This window comes from Rhodococcoides sp. S146-33 (genome assembly GCF_059489205.1).
Genome location: NZ_JCAJWY010000005.1, coordinates 184,922 through 204,437 on the forward strand (window position 1 = coordinate 184,922; position 19,516 = coordinate 204,437).

18 protein-coding genes are annotated in these 19,516 nt (G+C 64.1%); 11 read left to right on the forward strand and 7 right to left on the reverse strand.

All coding sequences use genetic code 11. The features are described 5' to 3' along the window. The first annotated feature begins 324 nt into the window (after positions 1-324). Together AC5WEY_RS20505 and AC5WEY_RS20510 are read left to right on the forward strand one after the other, a co-directional pair. Positions 325-1,317, forward strand: a complete 993-nt coding sequence (locus AC5WEY_RS20505) for an alpha/beta hydrolase (protein WP_495647290.1) — start codon at positions 325-327, stop codon at positions 1,315-1,317. A 155-nt stretch (positions 1,318-1,472) separates the two neighbouring features. After that, a complete protein-coding gene (locus tag AC5WEY_RS20510) occupies positions 1,473-2,090 on the forward strand; it encodes a class I SAM-dependent methyltransferase (protein WP_495647291.1) in 618 nt (205 codons plus the stop codon). 77 nt (positions 2,091-2,167) lie between these two features. On the opposite strand, the gene AC5WEY_RS20515 is transcribed toward AC5WEY_RS20510, so the two are convergent. After that, complete coding sequence (locus AC5WEY_RS20515) at positions 2,168-3,340, reverse strand: winged helix DNA-binding domain-containing protein (protein ID WP_495647292.1); 1,173 nt, start codon at positions 3,338-3,340, stop codon at positions 2,168-2,170. A gap of 4 nt (positions 3,341-3,344) precedes the next feature. Further along, a complete protein-coding gene (locus AC5WEY_RS20520) occupies positions 3,345-4,118 on the reverse strand; it encodes a metallophosphoesterase family protein (protein ID WP_495647293.1) in 774 nt (257 codons plus the stop codon). 162 nt (positions 4,119-4,280) lie between these two features. On the opposite strand from AC5WEY_RS20520, the gene AC5WEY_RS20525 reads away from it, so the two are divergent. Both AC5WEY_RS20525 and AC5WEY_RS20530 read left to right on the forward strand, forming a co-directional pair. After that, positions 4,281-5,642: an MFS transporter gene (locus AC5WEY_RS20525; RefSeq protein WP_495647294.1), complete on the forward strand. Its 1,362-nt coding sequence runs from the start codon at positions 4,281-4,283 to the stop codon at positions 5,640-5,642. Positions 5,643-6,011: 369 nt separating this feature from the next. Next, positions 6,012-6,407, forward strand: a complete 396-nt coding sequence (locus AC5WEY_RS20530) for a hypothetical protein (protein WP_495647295.1) — start codon at positions 6,012-6,014, stop codon at positions 6,405-6,407. A 170-nt stretch (positions 6,408-6,577) separates the two neighbouring features. On the opposite strand, the gene AC5WEY_RS20535 is transcribed toward AC5WEY_RS20530, so the two are convergent. After that, a complete protein-coding gene (locus tag AC5WEY_RS20535) occupies positions 6,578-7,120 on the reverse strand; it encodes a DUF2716 domain-containing protein (protein WP_495647296.1) in 543 nt (180 codons plus the stop codon). A 62-nt stretch (positions 7,121-7,182) separates the two neighbouring features. Here AC5WEY_RS20535 and AC5WEY_RS20540 point away from each other — a divergent pair, with 62 nt between their 5' ends. Continuing rightward, positions 7,183-7,506, forward strand: coding sequence for a hypothetical protein (locus AC5WEY_RS20540; protein ID WP_495647297.1), 324 nt, complete (start codon positions 7,183-7,185; stop codon positions 7,504-7,506). A gap of 5 nt (positions 7,507-7,511) precedes the next feature. On the opposite strand, the gene AC5WEY_RS20545 is transcribed toward AC5WEY_RS20540, so the two are convergent. Further along, positions 7,512-8,885 carry an FAD-binding oxidoreductase gene (locus tag AC5WEY_RS20545; RefSeq protein WP_495647298.1) on the reverse strand — a complete coding sequence of 458 codons (1,374 nt, stop codon included), beginning with the start codon at positions 8,883-8,885 and terminating at the stop codon, positions 7,512-7,514. Positions 8,886-8,934: 49 nt separating this feature from the next. Here AC5WEY_RS20545 and AC5WEY_RS20550 point away from each other — a divergent pair, with 49 nt between their 5' ends. Beyond that, the gene (locus tag AC5WEY_RS20550) at positions 8,935-10,704 is read left to right on the forward strand and encodes a helix-turn-helix domain-containing protein (RefSeq protein WP_495647299.1); all 1,770 of its coding nucleotides are present in this window, start codon (positions 8,935-8,937) and stop codon (positions 10,702-10,704) included. A gap of 37 nt (positions 10,705-10,741) precedes the next feature. After that, the gene (locus tag AC5WEY_RS20555; RefSeq protein ID WP_495647300.1) at positions 10,742-11,281 is read left to right on the forward strand and encodes a hypothetical protein; all 540 of its coding nucleotides are present in this window, start codon (positions 10,742-10,744) and stop codon (positions 11,279-11,281) included. 5 nt (positions 11,282-11,286) lie between these two features. On the opposite strand, the gene AC5WEY_RS20560 is transcribed toward AC5WEY_RS20555, so the two are convergent. Beyond that, on the reverse strand, positions 11,287-12,246 hold the full coding sequence (locus tag AC5WEY_RS20560; RefSeq protein ID WP_495647301.1) for an SDR family NAD(P)-dependent oxidoreductase: 960 nt from the start codon (positions 12,244-12,246) through the stop codon (positions 11,287-11,289). A gap of 71 nt (positions 12,247-12,317) precedes the next feature. Here AC5WEY_RS20560 and AC5WEY_RS20565 point away from each other — a divergent pair, with 71 nt between their 5' ends. The 3 genes from AC5WEY_RS20565 (at position 12,318) to AC5WEY_RS20575 (ending at position 15,639) form a co-directional block, all read left to right on the forward strand. After that, positions 12,318-14,231, forward strand: coding sequence for an alpha-amylase family protein (locus AC5WEY_RS20565; RefSeq protein ID WP_495647302.1), 1,914 nt, complete (start codon positions 12,318-12,320; stop codon positions 14,229-14,231). Between the two features lie 75 nt (positions 14,232-14,306). Further along, complete coding sequence (locus AC5WEY_RS20570) at positions 14,307-15,263, forward strand: alpha/beta hydrolase (protein ID WP_495647359.1); 957 nt, start codon at positions 14,307-14,309, stop codon at positions 15,261-15,263. Positions 15,264-15,279: 16 nt separating this feature from the next. Next, a complete protein-coding gene (locus AC5WEY_RS20575; RefSeq protein WP_495647303.1) occupies positions 15,280-15,639 on the forward strand; it encodes a VOC family protein in 360 nt (119 codons plus the stop codon). A gap of 6 nt (positions 15,640-15,645) precedes the next feature. Here AC5WEY_RS20575 and AC5WEY_RS20580 read toward each other — a convergent pair whose 3' ends face one another. Both AC5WEY_RS20580 and AC5WEY_RS20585 read right to left on the reverse strand, forming a co-directional pair. Continuing rightward, positions 15,646-16,527, reverse strand: a complete 882-nt coding sequence (locus AC5WEY_RS20580; protein ID WP_495647304.1) for a PE-PPE domain-containing protein — start codon at positions 16,525-16,527, stop codon at positions 15,646-15,648. Positions 16,528-16,602: 75 nt separating this feature from the next. Further along, entirely contained in the window at positions 16,603-17,967 is a 1,365-nt protein-coding gene (locus AC5WEY_RS20585) for a WS/DGAT domain-containing protein (protein ID WP_495647305.1), read from the reverse strand. Positions 17,968-18,161: 194 nt separating this feature from the next. Here AC5WEY_RS20585 and AC5WEY_RS20590 point away from each other — a divergent pair, with 194 nt between their 5' ends. Continuing rightward, positions 18,162-19,514, forward strand: a complete 1,353-nt coding sequence (locus AC5WEY_RS20590; RefSeq protein ID WP_495647306.1) for a sialidase family protein — start codon at positions 18,162-18,164, stop codon at positions 19,512-19,514. Positions 19,515-19,516: the final 2 nt, after the last annotated feature.

Consider the following 19,516-nt stretch of genomic DNA (forward strand, 5'->3'; position numbering starts at 1 on the left):
GCCAGGGACTTCTTGGGCTAAAACGGGGCTAGTGTGCGCGACGAAGCTGGCTTGACCGCACGTGAGCGCACTGGCCGCTGTGTTGTCAGCGTTCCGCTTAAACGTCTACCCTGACGCGCGGCAACCATAGGTCACCCGGGCACGTCATTTGTTGGCAGCTCGCAGTCTCGGTAAGTACTCAGCTTTTCCCCTCGGTGCGCACAAAACAAGCTGAATCCCGGTTTTTTCACAAGTTGTCGACGATTCGTCCGATTCTTGCTCTCCCGTCGTGCAACATTGCCCAGACATCAGCGGTGGTACAGCGCCGCGGGCAGTGGGGGTTCTATGTTCGGCGTGCGGCCGGTTCTAGTGGTGATCGCAGTTCTGCTCACCTTCGTAGCGGGCGTGCCCGCTGCTGCTCAAGACATCGACAGTGAAAATCCTGCACGCCAGTCGGCGCGGATCGAGAACCGAATTGATAACAGCCCGACGCTGACGTGGCTGGCGGTGTATTCGCCGAGTATGGATCGGACCATCGAGGTGCAGGTTCTGACCCCCGCGGAGCGTAAAGGCCCGCGCCCCACGCTGTACATGCTCAGCGGATCCGGGGAGAACGAACCGTCGAGCAGCATCTGGCTTCGCAAGGGCAACGCGGCGGAGTTCTTCCGTGACAAGAACGTCAACGTGGTTCTCCCGCTCGCCGGGCCGGCGAGCTTCTACACCGACTGGGAGAACGACGACCCGCGCCTCGGCCGCTACCGCTTCGAAACCTTTCTGACGCAGGAGCTTCCGCCGTTGATCGACGCGGAGTTCGAGGGCAACGGCAATGACGGTGTGGCGGGCCTGTCGATGGGCGCTCAGTCGGCGATGATGCTGGCGGCCCGGAACCCGGACAAGTACTCGGCCGTCGCGGCGTACAGCGGGTGCTTCTTGTCCGAGGGCATACTCGGGCAAGTCCTCATGCGAAGCATCGTCGCCGGTTACGGCGGCAACGCGAACAACATGCTCGGTGGCCCCCTCGACGCGGGCTGGGCAGCCCACGACCTGCTGGCGAACGCAGAAGCGCTGCGCGGAATGTCCATCTACCTCTTTTCCGCCAGTGGCCTCCCCGGTCCGCACGAGCGGTACGAGACGCTGGAAGACCTCGACACGCTGGTGATCGGCGGAGCGATCGAAGCAGGCACCGATTTCTGTACGGGCCTGCTACGCGACAGGCTCGTCGAGCTGAACATTCCGGCCACCTTCGATCTGGGCAGCCCCGGTACGCACTCATGGCCGTACTGGGCCGACCAGCTTGCAAAGAGCTGGCCGACCCTGGCCGCGGGGCTAGAGCCGTGAGCGTATACGCAGCTCAGTAGCGCGCTCGACGAACTTTCATGCACCCTGCTGTGCAACCTCGGCGAACGCAGTGGCGTGTTCTGCCAGTGATCCGTGTCGTCTGCATCGAACATCGAAGTTGGCTACGCTCCGAATCAGACGATAGGAGAACGTAGATGGGTCTGCAGGAACTCGAAACGCTGGTGAACCAGACAGCCACCGCCGGTGAACCTTTCGAGCGGGGAGCCGACGAGGCGGAGCAGAAGTATCTGTCCTCGCTTGCGGCGCGTCCGAGTACGAGGACGATCTGCGAGGTCGGGTTCAATGCCGGCTTCTCTAGCTGGGCTTTTCTGTCCGCGTCTCCCGATACCACGGTCGTATCCTTCGATCTGGCCGCGTATGCCTATAGTGCCACCGCGAAAGCCCATATCGACGAACACTTTCCGGGCCGCCACACTCTGATCCAGGGTGATTCGCACACCACCATTACCGCGTACGCTAAGGAACATCCGGACGTGCGATTCGACGTCATCTTCGTCGACGGTGACCATTCGGTGGACGGTGCTCGCTCAGACCTCGACGACCTACGTGCGCTGGCCACCCCGGAATCGGTGGTGATCATGGACGACATCACCCCGTGGCTCTGGTTCGGTGAAGGCCCGACGCAGGCCTGGCAGGAAGCAATCGACTCGCGCAAAATTCTGCATACGCAGTACTTCCGCGACGGAGAACCTGTCGACGAAGTGTCTCCTCCTGCTGCCCGAGCCTGGGCCGAAGGCCGCTACGCCTTCTGACACCGCTGTTGCCCACGGATTGTTCAGATGCCCACCTGCGACGGTGGGCAGATGAATAATGCGTAGGCCAACGTCGGCTACTTCTTGCCGCGCAGCTTCTTCTCCAGCGGCGTCGGGAAGGACGGGACCACCGCGGTGCCGTCGAGCAGGGTGGTGAGTCGTTCGGCCTCGGCTGCAACGGCTTTCGACACCGTCGAGCCGACGTCTTCCAGTAGCTCAGTGACCACCTCGCCGGATCCGGTCACGGCCCAACCCCCGACGATGCGACCCCCGGACCAGATGGTCGGACCGATGTTGCCGAAGGTGTCGAACAGTGGTGCCTTGTGCTCACCGAGATACCAGGCGCGGTGTTTCCAGCCCATCGGAGTGGGATCGAGAGCGGGCAGCAGCATGACACTCGTGCCGGCGGTCTTGTCGAAGGTAGTGCCGGGCAACATGATTCCGTCGCCCTCGGTCAGTTCGACTGCCACGGTGTTCAGGCCCGAGACCGCACCACGAGTCTGTGTCTTGTTCCAGCCGGTCCACCATTGCAGGTCGTCGAGAGTTGCCGGTCCGAATACTTCGAGCCAGCGTCGGGCAAGATCGGCACGTGCTTCGGTTTCATCGAGTTCGGGGATCCCGTCCGGCCACCAGTGATCGATCGGTGCCCACGCATGCCGCCGAGAAGTCCATGCTCCCCGTGGCTCGACACGCACCAATCTTCCTTCGGCGGCCATCATCACCAACACCTCGGAGGTGACGTACCGCTTGACGTCGTACACCTTGTCTGTGGTCGGCAGATATGCCGTCTTGAGGCCGGGAACTGCAGAAGACAGTTCTGCTCCGGTCGCGGTTCCCATCGACCGTAGCACCGCCTCGGTTTCCTGTTCGGTTGCTGCGAGCCAGGATTCGACATCGTCGATCACCGGATCGGTGGGCAGCGTCGAGACCTGCTTGATCAGACGTGCTCGCATGGTGCGCGCAACCCCGAGACTCGCGCCGGCATGAATCATCGGGACGTCGTCGTGCGCGACGACGAACATCGTGCGCCGCATCGCCATCAAGCGGACGAGGCTCCGGCGTTCGTACATCGCGTCGCGAACATCCGAAAGTCCCAGCGATCGAGCACGCGCCAACACCGAGAGATACACCGTCGCCGGGTCGGTGGCATGTAATGCCAGCAACGACGACACAACGTCGTCGGCAGTCGAGGTATGGACGAAGTGCCGCTCGACGAGCCGGTGTCGCCGCTGGGCGTCGGTGATCTTCACGCGATCAGTGTGACGGCTGCTGAGGCGCAGGGCCGACAAAACCGGTGAGAAGAGCGTCGGCGATGGCGTCCATGCCGTATGCGCGGGCATCGGCGGCAGCACCGACGTGGTCGTACTCGACCAGCTCGAACGAGACTGTCCAGCTGCCTCTGCCGTGGTCGTCGAGTACTGCGTAGCGGGCGTGCGGAGACCCGGATTCCATGACGTGCGGGTGGGGCTGATCGTCGTCGTACGCGGGGGTGCCGACGCTGCCCGGGTTGACCACGAGTGTGCCGCTGGGAAGAGTCCACTGTCGCTGCAGATGGGTGTGCCCGCAGGCGATGACAGAGCGGTCCATGAAACCTGCTGCGCGGTGGAGTATTTCGGCCTCGGTTGCCTCGCGAGAGCCGTTGACGTCGACCGAGTGCAGGAAATACTGCTGATCGTCGGTGGGGGTTCCGTGCACTGCAAGGATTCCGTGACCCAGTTCGAGTAAGAACGGCAGCGAGCCCAGCCACTGTCGATGCTCGTCGTCGAGTCGATCATGGGCGTGCCGATCCCAACTACCCATGGACTCGGGATCCTGCTCGAGCAGATAGCGATCGTGATTACCTGCGATGGTGGGAAAATCCAGCGCCATGAGCCGGTCCGCAGTCCGACGCGGATGCAGTCCGCCGGACAGCAGATCGCCGAGGTTCACCACCGAGTCGACGCCTTGCCGTTCGATGTCGTCGAGGACGGCGTCGAGCGCCGCGATGTTGCCGTGAATATCGGCTATGAGAGCTACCCGCACAACCACAGGATCGCAGCGTAGGTGTTCGCCTGCAACACGGGAGACCTCGGCGAGCGTTGGAGACTTCGCTCTCGGATATCCGGCTTCGATGGGTGATTTCTCCATAGACCGTTGCTCGGCGTACTCAACGTGGTCCAGGTCACTCTCGCTCTACGGAAAGCCGAGCCCATGTCTGCAGTCACGTCGAAGCCCGAGATCGAAACGAGGGTGGTCAAGAAGGTCGCCCGACGCATCATCCCTTTTCTCGGTTTGGCCTACTTCGTCAACTATCTCGATCGCACCAACATCGGTCTCGCCAAGCTGACCATGAGTGACGAATTGGGCCTCACCGAAACGATGTTCGGCCTGGCGTCGGGACTGTTCTTCATCGGATACCTGCTGTTCGAGGTGCCCAGTAATTTGGCGCTGCACAAATTCGGTGCCAGACGGTGGATCGCCCGCATCATGGTGTCGTGGGGAATTGTGGCCGCCGCCATGGCATTCGTGCCGACGGCAGGGTGGCTGTACGGGTTGCGGGTGCTACTCGGTATCGCCGAGGCCGGCTTCTTCCCCGGCGTACTGCTGTACATGACGATGTGGTTTCCGCGCGCCTACCGAGTCCGTTTGATGGGCCTGTTCATGCTGGCACTGCCGGTGTCGTCGGCGCTCGGTGCGCCATTGTCCAGTGCGATCATTCAGTACATGGACGGGCTGTTCGGACTGTCGGGTTGGCGGGTGATGTTCCTCCTCGAGGGTATTCCTGCGATCCTGCTCGGAGTGGTCACCTGGTTCTATCTCACGGATCGACCGTTCCAGGCGAAGTGGCTCACTGTCGACGAGAAGGCCTGGCTCACCAACGAATTGGAGTCCGAGGACGCTGTGAAGGACGGGCACATCAGCGGCTCGGTCAAGCGTGCTCTCGGTGACGTCCGAGTCTGGATGCTCGGCTTGGTGTATTTCGGCATCACCTACGGTCTCTACTCCCTGAGTTTCTTCCTTCCCAGCATCGTCGCGGGATTCAAGCAGACGTTCGACACCGACTTCTCGCTCGTGACAACGGGCCTCATTGTGGCCGTGCCGTTTGCGGTGGGCGCAGTTGCGATGGTGCTCTGGAGTCGACACTCGGACCGGACCGGTGAGCGCACTTGGCACGTCGCGATCCCCACCCTGATCGGTGCGATCTCCATTCCGTTTGCGCTGTATATGGATTCACCGTTCACCACCATGATCGCGGTGACGGTCAACGCCGTGGGCGTGTTCTGCGCGCTTCCCGTGTTCTGGTACCTGCCCAGTACGTTCCTCACCGGAGCGGGGGCAGCGGCTGGAATCGCGATCATCAACTCGGTCGGCAACACTTCGGGCTTCGGTGCCCCCTATGTGACGGGGTGGCTGCTCGACGCCACCGGCAACGCCAAGGCCGGTTTGTGGGTCGTCGGCGGTGTCATGCTCATGGCGGTTGTACTGGTGATCGCTCTGCGGAGCCGAATGGGAGTCCGCTCCGAAGGCAATACGGAAGCAGCCCACGGTCCCCAGAGGGCGGCACGGACCTGAGGTGCTCAAGGCTGAAACAGGAACGTTCCTGGACTCCCTCGGTCCTCTGTTTGGGACACTGTTTGCGTGAACGATGTGGACCTCGACCCGACGGAAATGAAAAGACTCCTGCCCGACTTCGGTTCCGCGGATGTCAAGCGGCTCCTGAGGGCGACCCGTCCAAGCTCGGTAACTCGCCAATGGGCCCGGCTGTCACGGCTTCTGACGGCGAATCTGGGGGTCCAGTATTTCGGTGCCTCCGACGAAGCGATCGCAGAAGCCGAGGCCGCGACGTGTGCGTGGCCCGAAGAGGTACGAGAACTTTACCGATGTGTCGAACGAGCTGATGACCGCCGGGGCATGTTGCTCCTGCCTCCGAACTTTGAGCTGTTGTCACTTTCGCAGGTCGAGAAGACTCACGCGTTCTGGGATCGGTCCAACAGAAACCCCGAATACGGACCGTCGGTCGACCTCGCAGCCGAGATGAACAAACCTGCCGGGTCCGCCGCCCGCACGATGCTGCCGGGGTTCGTTCCGTTTGCCAAGGATGACGCCGACACACTGTTCGTCGACACTCGGTCGGGTCCGCTCCACGGTTGCGTCAATCTGTGGCCGGATGCAGACCTAGCATGGCGGCCACCGATCTGGCGGTCGGCGAGCGCGATGCTCGAAGACTTGGCCTTCTCTCTGGAGCGCAACACGCCGATCGCGATGCGGATCTCGCTGTGGAGCCAATTCCAGCCGTACGTCGAGGGAGATCGGCTGGTGTGGGAATGGCTTGCGTAAGAGACGTTGTCGTCGAACCTGAGGCACTGGACGTGAGCGAGGCGACGACCGGCGCAGTACCCATCATCTCGATATGAGAACCATCATCTCGACCTGAGAAGCACGCTGCCCCTACAGCTTCGCCAAGGCCAGGCGGGTCGGGCTCGGTTACATTCGTCGCCGCCGACCTGTTAACCGTCGACGCGGATCGTGGGAAGCCACGTTGCCAAGGTGCGACCGAGCGTGGCGACCATGCGCGGTCCGAAGACACACAAGGTGCGTTCCCACGGGTGGCCGAAGGTCCCTTCGGTGAATCCGTCGCGGGCGAAGATGTAGTAGTCACCGTTCGGGTGGACGGGGACCCGCCACTCGCCGTTCTCGGCCGCGTCGGCGTGCGCTTCCGCGTCGAAGCTGTAACCGGGGTGTTGCCAGTCCAGGACGACGAAGGTCGGGTTGTCCGAGAACTCGGTGACGAAGCAGCGCAAAGCTTCCGCGTTGACGGCGTCGACCCGAGCAGACCACGAGGCCGTCGTGCGGACGGTATGGGCGTCCAGGTCGAATGTCATGGAGGGCGCAGGCTCGGCAATGGCCGGCCACGACTCAGGTGTGGTCCCGGGCCGAAATACGAACTTACTGTTGAACACCGACCAGTGCTGCGTTTGCACAGTTCGGTCGAGTTCGGTCCACCCGATGGGTAACGTAGATCCGAAGTCCATGGTCAGCTTGGTCGTCATCGGTCTATCGTTCCAGGCTGGGAGACTGCGCGAGGACGGCAGCGGGAAGGGGAGGCGAGTACATGTCGCTTGCGTTGTGTGCCATCACGTTCGCTGTACTGCTTCACGTCCTGGCAGCTCGAATTGCATCTCGTGAAAACTACGGCCGTAGGTTGCCCACCGTGAACGGCTCGTATCCGGTCAGACCTGCCCAGCGTGCCCGACGTGCCCAGGCTGCCGGATGGATACTGAGTATTGTCGGTGCGCTACAGCTCGGCAACCATTTCTGGCTGACCGAGCCGTGGTTGGCGATGGGCCTCATGGTGGCCGTTCTCTTGTTGGTCAACGGCCTGCCGAGTCTGCTGGTGACCGTGCTCCACAACGGAAGTCTGCGAACGCAACAGTAAGGCCCTCAGGACGCGAACACCTTTCCCGGGTTGAGGATTCCGTGCGGATCCAGTGCCTTTTTCACCGCGCGGTGCATGTCCAACACCACCGGATCGAGTTCCTGTACCAGGCCGTCCATCTTGAGTAGCCCCACTCCGTGCTCACCGGTCACGGTGCCGCCGAGTTCCAGAGCAGCGTCGATGATCTCGGCAAAGGCGGCCTGTGCGCGCTCGCGGGCCGGAAGGTCGTCGTGCGGTGTGATGAGCAGTGGGTGCAGGTTTCCGTCACCGGCGTGGGCGATGTTGGCGATCGTAGTCTCGTACCGCAGGCCGATCTGCTCTATACGCGAAAGCATTTCGGGCACATGCTTCTTCGGTACACACACGTCCTCGGTCAGTACTGGACCCAGTCGCTCCATCGCCGGATACGCCAACCGGCGGGCCGCGAACAGCGCGTCGGCCTCCTCCTGGTCGGTCGAGACCGCAGACCACGTGGCCCCGGCCTCGTCGAAGCACGAGAGCATCTTCTCGGCTTCCTGGTCTCCGATGAGCCCTGGATCGTCGATCCGCCCGAGTAACACCACATTCGCCTCGACCGACAGGCCCATGTTCTTCCAGGCGTCGACGGCGATGAGGCACTGTTTGTCGATCAGCTCCAACGCGGAGGGCGTCAATCCGGCGGCGGCAACCGCGGCCACGGCACGACCGGCGTCGACGATCGAGTCGAAGTACCCGGCGACGGTCCGCTGCGGGTCCTGCAGCGGGCGCAGCTTGAGGGTCACCTCGGTGATGATGCCGAGTGTGCCTTCCGATCCGACCATCAGACCTGCAAGGTCGTAGCCGGCAACACCTTTCGCGGTTTTGCGGCCGAGCCTCACCAGTTCTCCGGTTCCGGTGACGACCTGCATGCCCATGACGTAATCGCGGGTGACGCCGTACTTCACGCAGCACAGCCCGCCCGCGTTGGTGGCGACGTTGCCGCCGATGGTCGACCACGGTGCACTGGCCGGGTCCGGTGGGTACCAGAGACCCTGCTCGGCGACCGCGGCTCGCAGGTGATCGTTGACCACTCCCGGCTCGACGACGGCGTATCGCTCGAGCTGGTCGATCTCCTTGATCGCGTCCATGCCGTCGAGGGCGAGTACGACACATCCCTCTGTGGCATTTGCGCCGCCGGACAGTCCGGTGCCCGCCCCGCGAGTGACGACGGGTGCGCCGTGGGCCAGGCATGCACGAACGACAGCCTGCACTTCTTCGGCGCTACGGGGCCGCACGACGGCAACAGGTACCGCAAACGGAGCCCATTCCGCCTCGTCGTGCTGGTACGACGCGATGACGTCGGGATCGACGACGACGCGGTCCGCGGGGAGAGACTTCGACAACTGTTCGACGAGCGACATATCTCGACTCTAGCTGTGACCTGGGTCTCGGCCAATGTAGGTTTCCTCTATGTCGCCCGCGAAGTCATGGATGGAATTGCTGCTGGACGACGCGTCCATCGACGAACTCGAAGCCCACCGTCGAGCGCATCCCGGTGCCGAGGCGCACGCGGCGTCGCGGCTGCGCGCATTGCTCGATCAGCGCAAACAGCGCAGCACCGAACTCTCGGCGCTCAACGACATCGCAGTGCGCCTGACAACCGTGCGAGACAACCGGATTCTGTTGCAGGAAGTGGTGGACCAGGCGCGCACACTTCTGGGCGTGGATCTGGCTTACATGGGTTCGGTGTACGGGAACGAGTTCGTCATCGAAGTCACGAGCGGTGCACTGACGCCGAAGCTCGTGGGCATCAGACTCACGCTCGACGAGGGGCTCGTTGGGCTGATCGTGCGCGGTGCCTCGCCGTCGTGGACCCCCGACTACCAGAGCGAACCTGCATTTCGGCACATCACGGGAGCGGACAGTGCTGCGCGGTCGGAGAACATGCGCGGCTTACTGGGCGTACCGCTGCGGGTGGGCGACCGCGTGATCGGCGCCCTGTTCGCGTGCAAACGGTCGGAGCGGGACTTCGCAGACAGTGAGATCGCACTGCTGTCGGCACTGGCTGCACACGCAGCCATCGCCATCGAGAACGTTAGGGCGATCGACAAGCTCGAAACTCTCAACACCGAGTTATCCCTTCGCACTGCGGAGTTGGAACAAACGCTGCAGTGGGACCGCACGTTGACCCAGGTCGTGCTCCAAGGGGGCGGTGTGCGGAGTTTGGTGCGCGAGGTCGCTGCGGCCACCGGACGCCCGGCGTACTTCGTGGCGGATGTTGCGTCCGTGCCGGCTGCTCTGGAGGACACCGCAACAACGGTCGACACTCTCGTCGACCGCTGTAGGGCGGGCGCGGAGACGGCCGTCGACGACGCGATGACCGCTCACCGGGTGGTGGCAGCGGGTCACTTTCTGGGGGTGTTGATCTCCGTCGGACCCGAGGACCATCAATCCCGTTTGCTTCTCGATCGGGCCACGCCGGCCCTTGCGTTATCGCTGGCCGAGGAGCGGGCCGCAGCGGAATCGGCACGCCGCGCGCAGGATGCTTTTCTGGTGGATCTGCTTCTTCATCCCACCTCGTCACCCGATGACGAACGCAGGCAGTTCCACCGTGCCGGACTGACGCCGGACGTGACGTACTGCGTGGCAGTGGGGCAAGGGAATGCGTCGAGAGCCGAGTTCGAAGCCATAGCGCTACCTCCGGGTTCGGTTGTGGCGGAGCAGGGTTCGAGGGTTCTACTGGTCGTACCAGCCCGAGAATCTGCTGCCGTTCGCCGCATGATCAACACCGGAGCGACGGTAGGAATCTCCGAGCCCGCGCGAGGTGCCGACGCCCTGTCAACAGCATTCCGCGAGGCGCAACAAACCGTCGACGTGCTGACGACCCTGGGCAGGGACGGTGAAGTGTCCTCGGCCCGCGGTCTTGGGATCTATCGAATCCTGCTCAGCCACATGGCCCGTGAGCATTTGGACGAGCTCACCGACGAACTGCTGGGCCCTCTGATGGCGGAGCAGAACAAGCGCGGGGTTCCCTTGATGGAGACGCTGTCGGTGTATCTCGCACACGGACGGCATCATTCGGCTACTGCGTCGAGCCTGGGTGTGCACGTCAACACCCTCTATCAACGACTCGAGGCAATCGACCGGCTGATCGGTACGCAGTGGCGCAACCCGGACGACGCTCTCGATCTTCAAGTGCTGGTGCGGTTGCGAAGATCAGCGGATCTGCTGGGTCTGTGATCCGAGCGATTCGGTGCTCGTCGGATAGCGTCGAGATATGGCAGCCGACTTTTCGTGGTCTCAGTTTCTGTGGATAGTCTTCGTTTTCGTCGGGGTGCCGTCGACGTTCTGGGCTCTTGTTCTGTGGGCCGTCCATACGAAGCGTCGAGAAGGAAGGGGAACCGGTCCGCTCAGCTTGTGGGCTACCGGATCTATCGCTGTCGCATCGGGTTTCGCCGCGTGTGCAGGGTGGCTGAGCTGGTCTGCCGACTACCAGGGCGAAGTCCGTGGCCCGGGTCTCCCGGCCCCGAACGAGTTCCCGTCATGGCAAGTCGCAGCGTGCGGTGCGACGGTCTTGTTGCTGTGTCTACTCACCGCGCATCTGTCACGATGGCCGAAGACCGGCGGACACGTTGCTGCGTTGGGCACGACGGTGGGATTCTCGACGGCGTTCTGCGTCGAAGCGAGTACTGATGTCACCGGGCAGTCCGGAGTGGGTGTCATTCTGTGCATGCTCGGCTGGGGGATGGGCTTGACACTGCTGATGCTCGTTCGGAACACAGTCGGTGGGAGAAGGCGGCCCACGGTACAGCAGTGAGACTCTCAGATCTCCATTCTCGTAGCCTCGACCACGCTGGCCCACAAAGCATCTCGCACGCGAGGTGAATCTCCCCGCCAGGAAGGGTAGTGAGTCGGGCGCGGCGCGCGGTCGTGCCAGAATGTGCCGGTGCTGGTCAACGCGGGATCGGCGGCCACGAGCCAGACGATGGTATCGGCTCCGTCGTCGGCGCTGCGCAGAATCGGCTTCATCACCGAACCGAACAGCGGCATCGAACCGGTGACGCCCGGAGTGGCCGCCCAGCCCGGGTGCATGCTGTGCACCACCGGATCGTCTTCGAGCGAAAAGCGTTCGGCCAGTTGCTCGGCCACCACCACCTGCATTCGCTTCGTGCGTGCGTACGCCGTCATGCCGGAGTACTTGCCGTTCTCGTACTCGAAGTCGGAGTTCTGCAGAGGCACTGCATACATGCCGCCGCTCGAGACGAACACGACCCGCGATCCGGCGTCGAACAACTCTCGCAGTCCAACCGTCAGCGCGACCGGACCGAGAACATGCGTAGCGAAAGCGGATTCGTGCCCCTGAGCCGACATTTGCCGCTCGTCCGGCATCACTCCGGCGCAGTGAACGAGCGCGTGCACCGCCGTCAGCTCGGACGCCAACGCCGCGACCAACGAGGCCACGGAATCGAGGTTGCTGACGTCGCACTCACGCACCACCAGCGAGGCGTCGGGCACCTCGGATCTGATCGCCGCGGCCGCGGTTTCGAGTCGCTCGGCGGATCGACCCACCAGGTGCACCCGCGCCCCGAGCCGCGCGAGTTCTTTCGCGGTGGCGGCTCCCAGACCGGACGACGCACCGGTCACCACCATGTCGATGGGGGAGGGAAACGGCGTCGGATCGGCGGCCCAGAACCGGCGACGCACCGTGGCACCGATCCGGGAGTACCCGGGAACGATTGCTCTGTCGAGGATCGTGTCGACCGTGCGGCTCAGCAATGACATGCCGCTCTGATACCCCGCGGTAACCGGATGTATGCGCGTCTGGACGCTGGGGTCGATGCCAGAATGAGTCCATGGTTCACCACGCCGTCTCCGACGTCTCCCGCGAGATCCTCGACGAACTTCCCGCACACCGACGCGAGACGTTCGAGTTGCGTCTCGAGCAGTGGTTTCCCGATCTGCACGACGCGGTCACCGCTGTCTACCCCGATCCCGATGGCGTCGCGGCCGGCCTGGTGGAGACGGCTGCCCGCGCCTATGCTGCCCGGGCAGAGGATCTGCACCGGCTCGATCAGCGCCGACTGCTCGAGCCCGACTGGTTTCAGCAGCCCGACATGTTCGGCTATGCCTGTTACGTCGACCGGTACGGAGAGACGCTGCGCGGGGTCGGTGAGCGACTCGACCACCTGACCGACCTCGGTGTCACCTATCTGCACCTGATGCCGCTGCTGCAGCCCCGGCCCGGCGACAACGACGGCGGATACGCGGTGATGGACTACCGCTCGGTGCGAGAAGACTTGGGTACCAACGAGGATCTGCGGACACTAGCCCAGACCCTGCGTGGGCGCGGCATCAGTCTCGTGGTCGACCTCGTTCTCAATCACGTTGCGCGCGAGCACGAGTGGGCTGCCAAGGCGCGTGCCGGTGATCCGAAGTACCGTGACTACTTCCTGATCTATCCCGATCGGACCACTCCGGACTCGTACGAGCGCACTCTCCCCGAGGTGTTTCCCGACTTCGCTCCCGGCAGCTTCACGTTCGACGACACACTCGGCGAGTGGGTGTGGACGACGTTCAACGAATGGCAGTGGGATCTGAACTGGGCCAATCCTGCTGTGCTGCAGGAGTTCGCGGGCATCGTGCTGCACCTGGCCAATCTCGGGGTGGAAGTGCTTCGCCTCGATGCGATCGCATTTCTGTGGAAGCGGCTGGGAACCAACTGCCAGAACCAACCCGAGGTGCATGCCGTCACCCAGGCCTTGCGCGCCACCGCTCGACTCGCTGCTCCGGCCACGTTGTTCAAGGCCGAGGCGATCGTCGGACCCCGCGATCTGCTGCCGTACCTGGGCCAGGGGCGGCACACCGGACGAGTGTCGGACATTGCCTACCACAACTCGTTGATGGTGCAGGTCTGGTCGATGTTGGCAACGGGCAGTACAGCTTTGGCGCGTCACGCGTTGGCGTCGCTGCCCCCGACGCCGCCCAGTGGAACCTGGGTGACCTACGTTCGCTGCCACGACGACATCGGTTGGGCCATCGACGACGGCGACGCGGCGTCACTCGGGCTTTCGGGCGCAGGCCATCGGCACTTTCTGGCCGACTGGTATTCCGGAGAATTCGACGGCTCCTGGGCCGAAGGCCTGGTGTTCCAGTACAACCCCGACACCGGCGACCGACGGATCAGTGGAACCGCGGCCGCGCTCACCGGCCTGGGCCCGTCCTGCCTGGATTCCGACGGCGCGTTCGGGCGCATCTTCCTGGCGCACGCCATCATTGCCGGCTGGGGCGGCATTCCCGTCGTGTGGAGCGGGGACGAGCTCGGCTCCCCGGGCGACCCGAACTGGGCCGACGAACCGGCTCATGCCGAGGACAACAGGTGGGTGCATCGTCCCCGCGTCACCGACGCCGACCGCGGCGGCCGGTTCGAGCAGGGGAGCGACGCGCAGCGGGTGTTCGACGGTATCGCTCGAATCGCGAAGGTGCGCGCGTGTCTGCCGATGTTGCACGCCGAGGCGCCGGTGGACGTGCAGACCGAATCGGACGACGGTCTGCTCGTCGTGCGCAGGCGTCATCCGAGCGGCACCCTGGTCTGCCTCTACAACGTGACGGCCGAGCACCGGCCCTTTCCTCACGCGCAGCTGATCGAGCTCGGTATACCGGCCCCGACCGAGGTGCTGTCGCAACACGATCTGCGCGTCGACGACACCGGATCGGTGTGGTTGCCGCCCCACGCGGCGTGGTGGATCGTCGACAGCCCTCTGCGCTAGAAGAAGCGCTACCGTGACCGGGCTGTTACTCTCCCCGGGACGGTGGGGCTGGATACGAACAAGGGGACAATGTCGATGCTGCATGCTCGGATACGAAGTCTGGTGCTCGCTGTAGTGGCGGTGTTGGTCGCCACGATGGCAACGGTGCTGATGGGGACCGGTGTGGCGAACGCCGATTCCGAGCTCGTCTACGTCTACTCGCCGTCGATGGACAAGGACATTCCGATCAAGGTCCTCAAAGCTGCCGGTGGGGGACCCGCGCCCACCCTGTATCTGCTCGACGGGCTGCGCGCGCCCGACAACAACAGCGGCTGGCTCATCGAGACCGACGTCGAGAGCTTCTTCGCCGACAAGCACGTCAACGTGGTCATTCCGTTCGGCGGCGGCGGAACTTTCTACTCCGACTGGCAGCGCGACGACCCCAAGCTCGGACGGGTGAAGTGGGAAACCTTCCTCACTCAGGAACTGCCGCCCGTCATGGCCGATCGTTTCGGCAGTGACAACGTCAACAACGCCGTCGCCGGACTGTCGATGAGTGGCACCTCCGCGCTCAACCTGGCCGCGCATCGTCCGGATTTCTTCAAGGCCGTGGCATCGTTCAGCGGCTACCCGACTGCGAGTAGCCCCGGATTTGCGCAGGGCATCTCGGTGGCCGTCGGCGAGATGGGCGGCAACGCTCGCAACATGTGGGGCACCTGGCCGTCCGCGGACTGGATCCGCAACGACCCGTCCCTCAACGTCGGGGCGTTGCGCAACACGGCAGTCTTCGTCTCGTCGGGAAGTGGCTCACCGGCGACGGACCCTGTGTTCAACCCTGCCAGCAGCCGCTTCGACCCGGTCAAGTTCGCTCAGATGGTGCCGCTCGAGACGGCCGCCGGCATGAGCAGCCGTGCTTTCGTTCCGCTGCTGCAGGCCGCGGGCGGTCGACCCAACGTCAAGATCACCGGTACCGGTGTGCACTGGTGGAACCACTGGGAGCAGCATCTGCACGAGGCGTGGTTCGAGACAATCGCGCCTGCTGTCGGCGGCTGATAGATACTCTGTCGCCATGACGACCCCGAGAATCACCGTCGACTACACGGTGCTGGACTGCCCGGAACCCGCTGAGCTGGCCCGCTTCTACAGCACGATCCTCGGTTGGGAGCCGGTTCGCGACGACGGCGACTGGGTGGTGATCCATGGTCCCGGTGAACTGCGTCTGGCATTTCAGCGGGCACCCGACTTCACGCCGATCGACTGGCCGAGCGAGGGCATCAAGATTCATCTCGATCTGGTGGTCGACGACATGGAACAGGCACGGGACTTCGTCGTCGACGCGGGGGCCGAACTCATCGACCATGCGCAACCCTCGTTCTGGGTGTACCGCGATCCCGTGGGGCACATTTTCTGCCTGTGCAAAAGAAAATGAACTCATCTAGGCCACCCGCGCTGTCGGCCGAGCCCTTTCGCTGGAGTGCTGCCGCTGATCTTCTTGCTCGCCCAGCCAGCGTGCGAGTACCTGGCATCCGGTGAGTTCACCGTCGTACGGTTCACGCGCGTAGGCGATGTGCCGGCCACCGCCGGGGTTGGCCCATTGGAATCGGTGCCAGCGCATCGACTGCGGCAGGTAGCCGGCCACCTCGGTGGCCGCGGTGCGGAGGCGTCGAACATCCTTCACCCACTGCGAAGGTCGCAAGCGAGTCCGGGTCGCGTTCTGGAAGCTGTTGCTACGCAACAACGTCCACAGCTCACGTAGCCAGATTCTCGAGGTGCGAAACGACATCCAGCGGGTGAGGTCGGCGATGTCGCGAATCAGGCTGTCGTCGCTGGCGTTGCAGATCATGTCGGTCTCGAGGCCGATCCACCGAACCGGGATCGACGCGGGTAGAGCAGGACCCGTGCCTGCGACGCCGCGTCCAGCGCATCCGCTCACCGCACCCGCCGGTTGCTGGGGATCGGACACCAAGCCCGCAGCGACTATCCGAGTGCCGTCGATCGTTCCGTCGGCGACGAGCCCGAGTACCTCGCGGACGACGGTAGAACCTTGGGAATACCCGATCAACGCGATCGGCCCGGTAGTGCCCTCGACGGCGCGGCGGAGGCGGCGGACACCGATGTCGGCACTGTGCCGGAAGCACAGCCCGCCCAGTGCGACAGGGCCGTACGACGCCGGGTAGCCGACCCATCGGCCGAAGAAGCGGTCATCGAGCTCGCCGACGACGCAGGCGAGCAGCCCGGTGACGCGTGTCCGGTGGTCGGACGGATGCGATTCTCCGGTACCTCCGACGGCGAGCACGGTGACCTGATCCTGGTTCATGGTGTCGAGTCTGCCGGGCGAACCTGAGCCCGGTGCCCGCCTAACGCTGAGAACTGCCTGGCAGTTCGGTCCCGATCAGGTCAAGGCTGCACGTACCTCCTCGATGGCGTCGCGAAGGAGCGCCTCGTAGCGGTCCGGGTCGGGTACGGCCACACTGTTGGACGTGATGCCGATGGTGACCGTGTCGCCGATGCCGTGCACTCCGTGAGTGAGGCTCATGGCGGGGGAGAGCGCGGGGAAGCCTGCGGTGAATCGGACGGATCCGCCACAGAGGGTGAGGTCCGCAGGGCCGCGCGTGACGCTGGATACGACAGTGTTGCCGGTGACCGTCGGTGGCGACGCCGTCGGATCGAACTGCGCTACTCCCCATTCGGCCAGAAACGCCGGCACGTGTACTTCGACGTCGTCTTGCGAAAAGCGAGCTGCCTCCGCCAGTGGATGGCTCGCGCGGACTCTTCGCGCGGTCAGATCCTGCGAGATGAGCATCATGCGCGTGCGAATGTCCGGTTCTGCGGTGAACAGCCCGATTCCCACGTTGCCGAAGTTGTTGCGCGCGAGTCCACGCGCCTGTCGCGCAAGCGTGACTTCTGCGGCCAGATCGCAAGGAGCGCGGAGAAAGCCCTGCAGTGCAACCGATATGGCGGTGAGGGCGAACGTGGTGACCGTGGTGCCCACAGCCTGCAGATCGGTCTTCGCCAGAACGATGGTCCGCACGGACGTCCGGCCGGTGGGCGGAACGTCCAGGGCTGTCAGGGCTCGCGATCGCGAAGGCGGCGGGATCGAACCCGAGTCGGTGGCTCGCCCGAGGGCCATCGCGTCCCGTCGAGCTCGTAGGCCGCCGCGAATCATCAGCGCCACGCGTACCGGAAGGAGTGCAGCAGCACGCACTGTGGACGCGAGTTCGGTCCCGGAGGAACGCGAAGTACACCCGATCACCGGCGGGAGTCGATGTGTACCGAAGAGGTCGCGGGCGGTCTTCGACGCCAGGGTGCCATCGGCGGCAGCATGCGAAAGTTGAAGTACAGCAACGGTAGTCGGCCCTGATCCGCCTGGAGCGTCGGAGACGTTCGAGTACACCTGCAGGCACCACACCGATACTCGGGGGTCCACCTGGTGCTCGAACGACGACGAGATCGCCCCGAGGCATTGCCGCCAGGTGTGCGGTGTCCGGTGCACGACGATCGCGTCGGTGCGCGGATCCGCTGACGTCCACCGGGGGTAGTCGAGGCCGAGCGGTGCCTCGGTGACGTGTCGGCGCAGTACGTCGATGCGAGCGCTGCGCTCGCGCAGTCGGACCACCTCGGCATCGAGATCGTCGGGCCCGGAGTCGAAGCAGTACAGCAGAAACTGGTCGCTCGGGATCTTCGACGCCATCCAGTACGTCCGCGCATCGGTCGGGTGTAGACGCGTCGACTCGGGGCTACGTCGTTCGCGGGGCACAGGAGAAATCCTAAGCGCCGCGGCGTGACGGGGCGGATTACGAACTGATCAGTTCGGTTCTGTGAAGTTTCACCACGACGGGCCGAGGACTTCTTCGATTGCCTCGGCGATTACTCGCCGTATCCCCGCTAGCCTGATTCAATGCATCGTCTCGACCTCCGTCCGCGACGCCGCGAGATCGCACGGTCGGTGTCGTGACGCCCAGGGTTGCCTCGGGTTATCGGGGAGGTCTACGTTCCTCGACCAGCGCTGCCGCCTCGGCCGACTACATCACCGACATCTCTTATACCGAGTACGGCTCGGCGGCCTGCACCCTCGGAGTCGCGTCGGACGACACCGTCTTTCTCGCCCCCGCGTTCACCGTCGACGGGATCGGTGTGTTGCGGTCGTCGGACTCCGGAAAGTCATGGCGCGCATCGGTTCCGGTGGGCATGCAGAACGGTCGGCGTCGGCCGTATCTGTACTTCGACGCTGTCGACGATCGACTGTTCTTCCATGTCGGCCGATTCGGCGCAGCACCGCAGCATCTGTTTCGGACGGGATTCGTTCTCGGCGTCAGTGACGACCGAGGTGAGACCTGGCGCATCCGAAAGGTGGCCTCCAAAGCTCGAATGAACGCAAAAATATTTGCTGGACCACGTAATTCGAGCAGTGGGAGAGTGACGTACCTATCTGCTCCCACGCCGTTCGCGTTGCGCGTGCGACCGCTGGTCGATGTGACTCGTCAGGTGATCTGGCGGTCGTACGACGGCGGCGTGAAGTGGGAGGTGGCCGGCGGATTCGACATCGATCCGAAGAACATCCCCGGTCTGCCGAGCCGCGAGTACGTCACGTTCGGCAAGGGCGTCGTCGGCCCGGATGGAACGGTCTACATCGGTGGCCGTTACGGTCGGCGGTTCGCAGTGGCAGTCAGTCGCGACGAGGGCCTGACCTGGGATGTCCGCATGGTCCCGGGGTCGGCCCTGGCGAGATACCACAACCCGCTGCATTTCCTGTTGCTCGGTTCGCGTTATCGGCTGCCGGAGTCGACGGCCGTCGACGACGAGGGAAACGTGTACGTGGTGTGGCCGGACCGCGACGGGGTGCTTCATGCCGCGTGGTCCGCCGATGGAACGGTGACCTGGTCGAGGCCGGTGGTTGTCTCCGCACCGGGAGTGCGCGATGCCCGCCTCGGCGCCATCACCGCCACCGGATCCGGGCGAGTGGGTATTGCCTATTACGGGCGTGAGCGAGGGCGCGCATTTCACGGCTTCATCGCGCAGTGCCGTGACTTTCGCACCGCTCGTCCGGTGTTCGTCGGAGGCAAGTACAACGAACCCGACGCGCCACTGCTTCCGCACGGGTTCCGCGGTGGCGTCAGAGATTTGGTGTTGGGGCGCTCGCTCGACGACCTCGTTCGGGTGCACTTCGCCCCCAACGGTGACCTCCTCACAGGTGCCGTGATGCAGATGCGGGGTAGAAACCGGCAGCGCCCCTGGGCTGCGCGTTCCGAACGCACCGAGATGCAGGCAGTCCTAGGACGGCTGGGCCGAGTCGTCCGAGTCTGAAC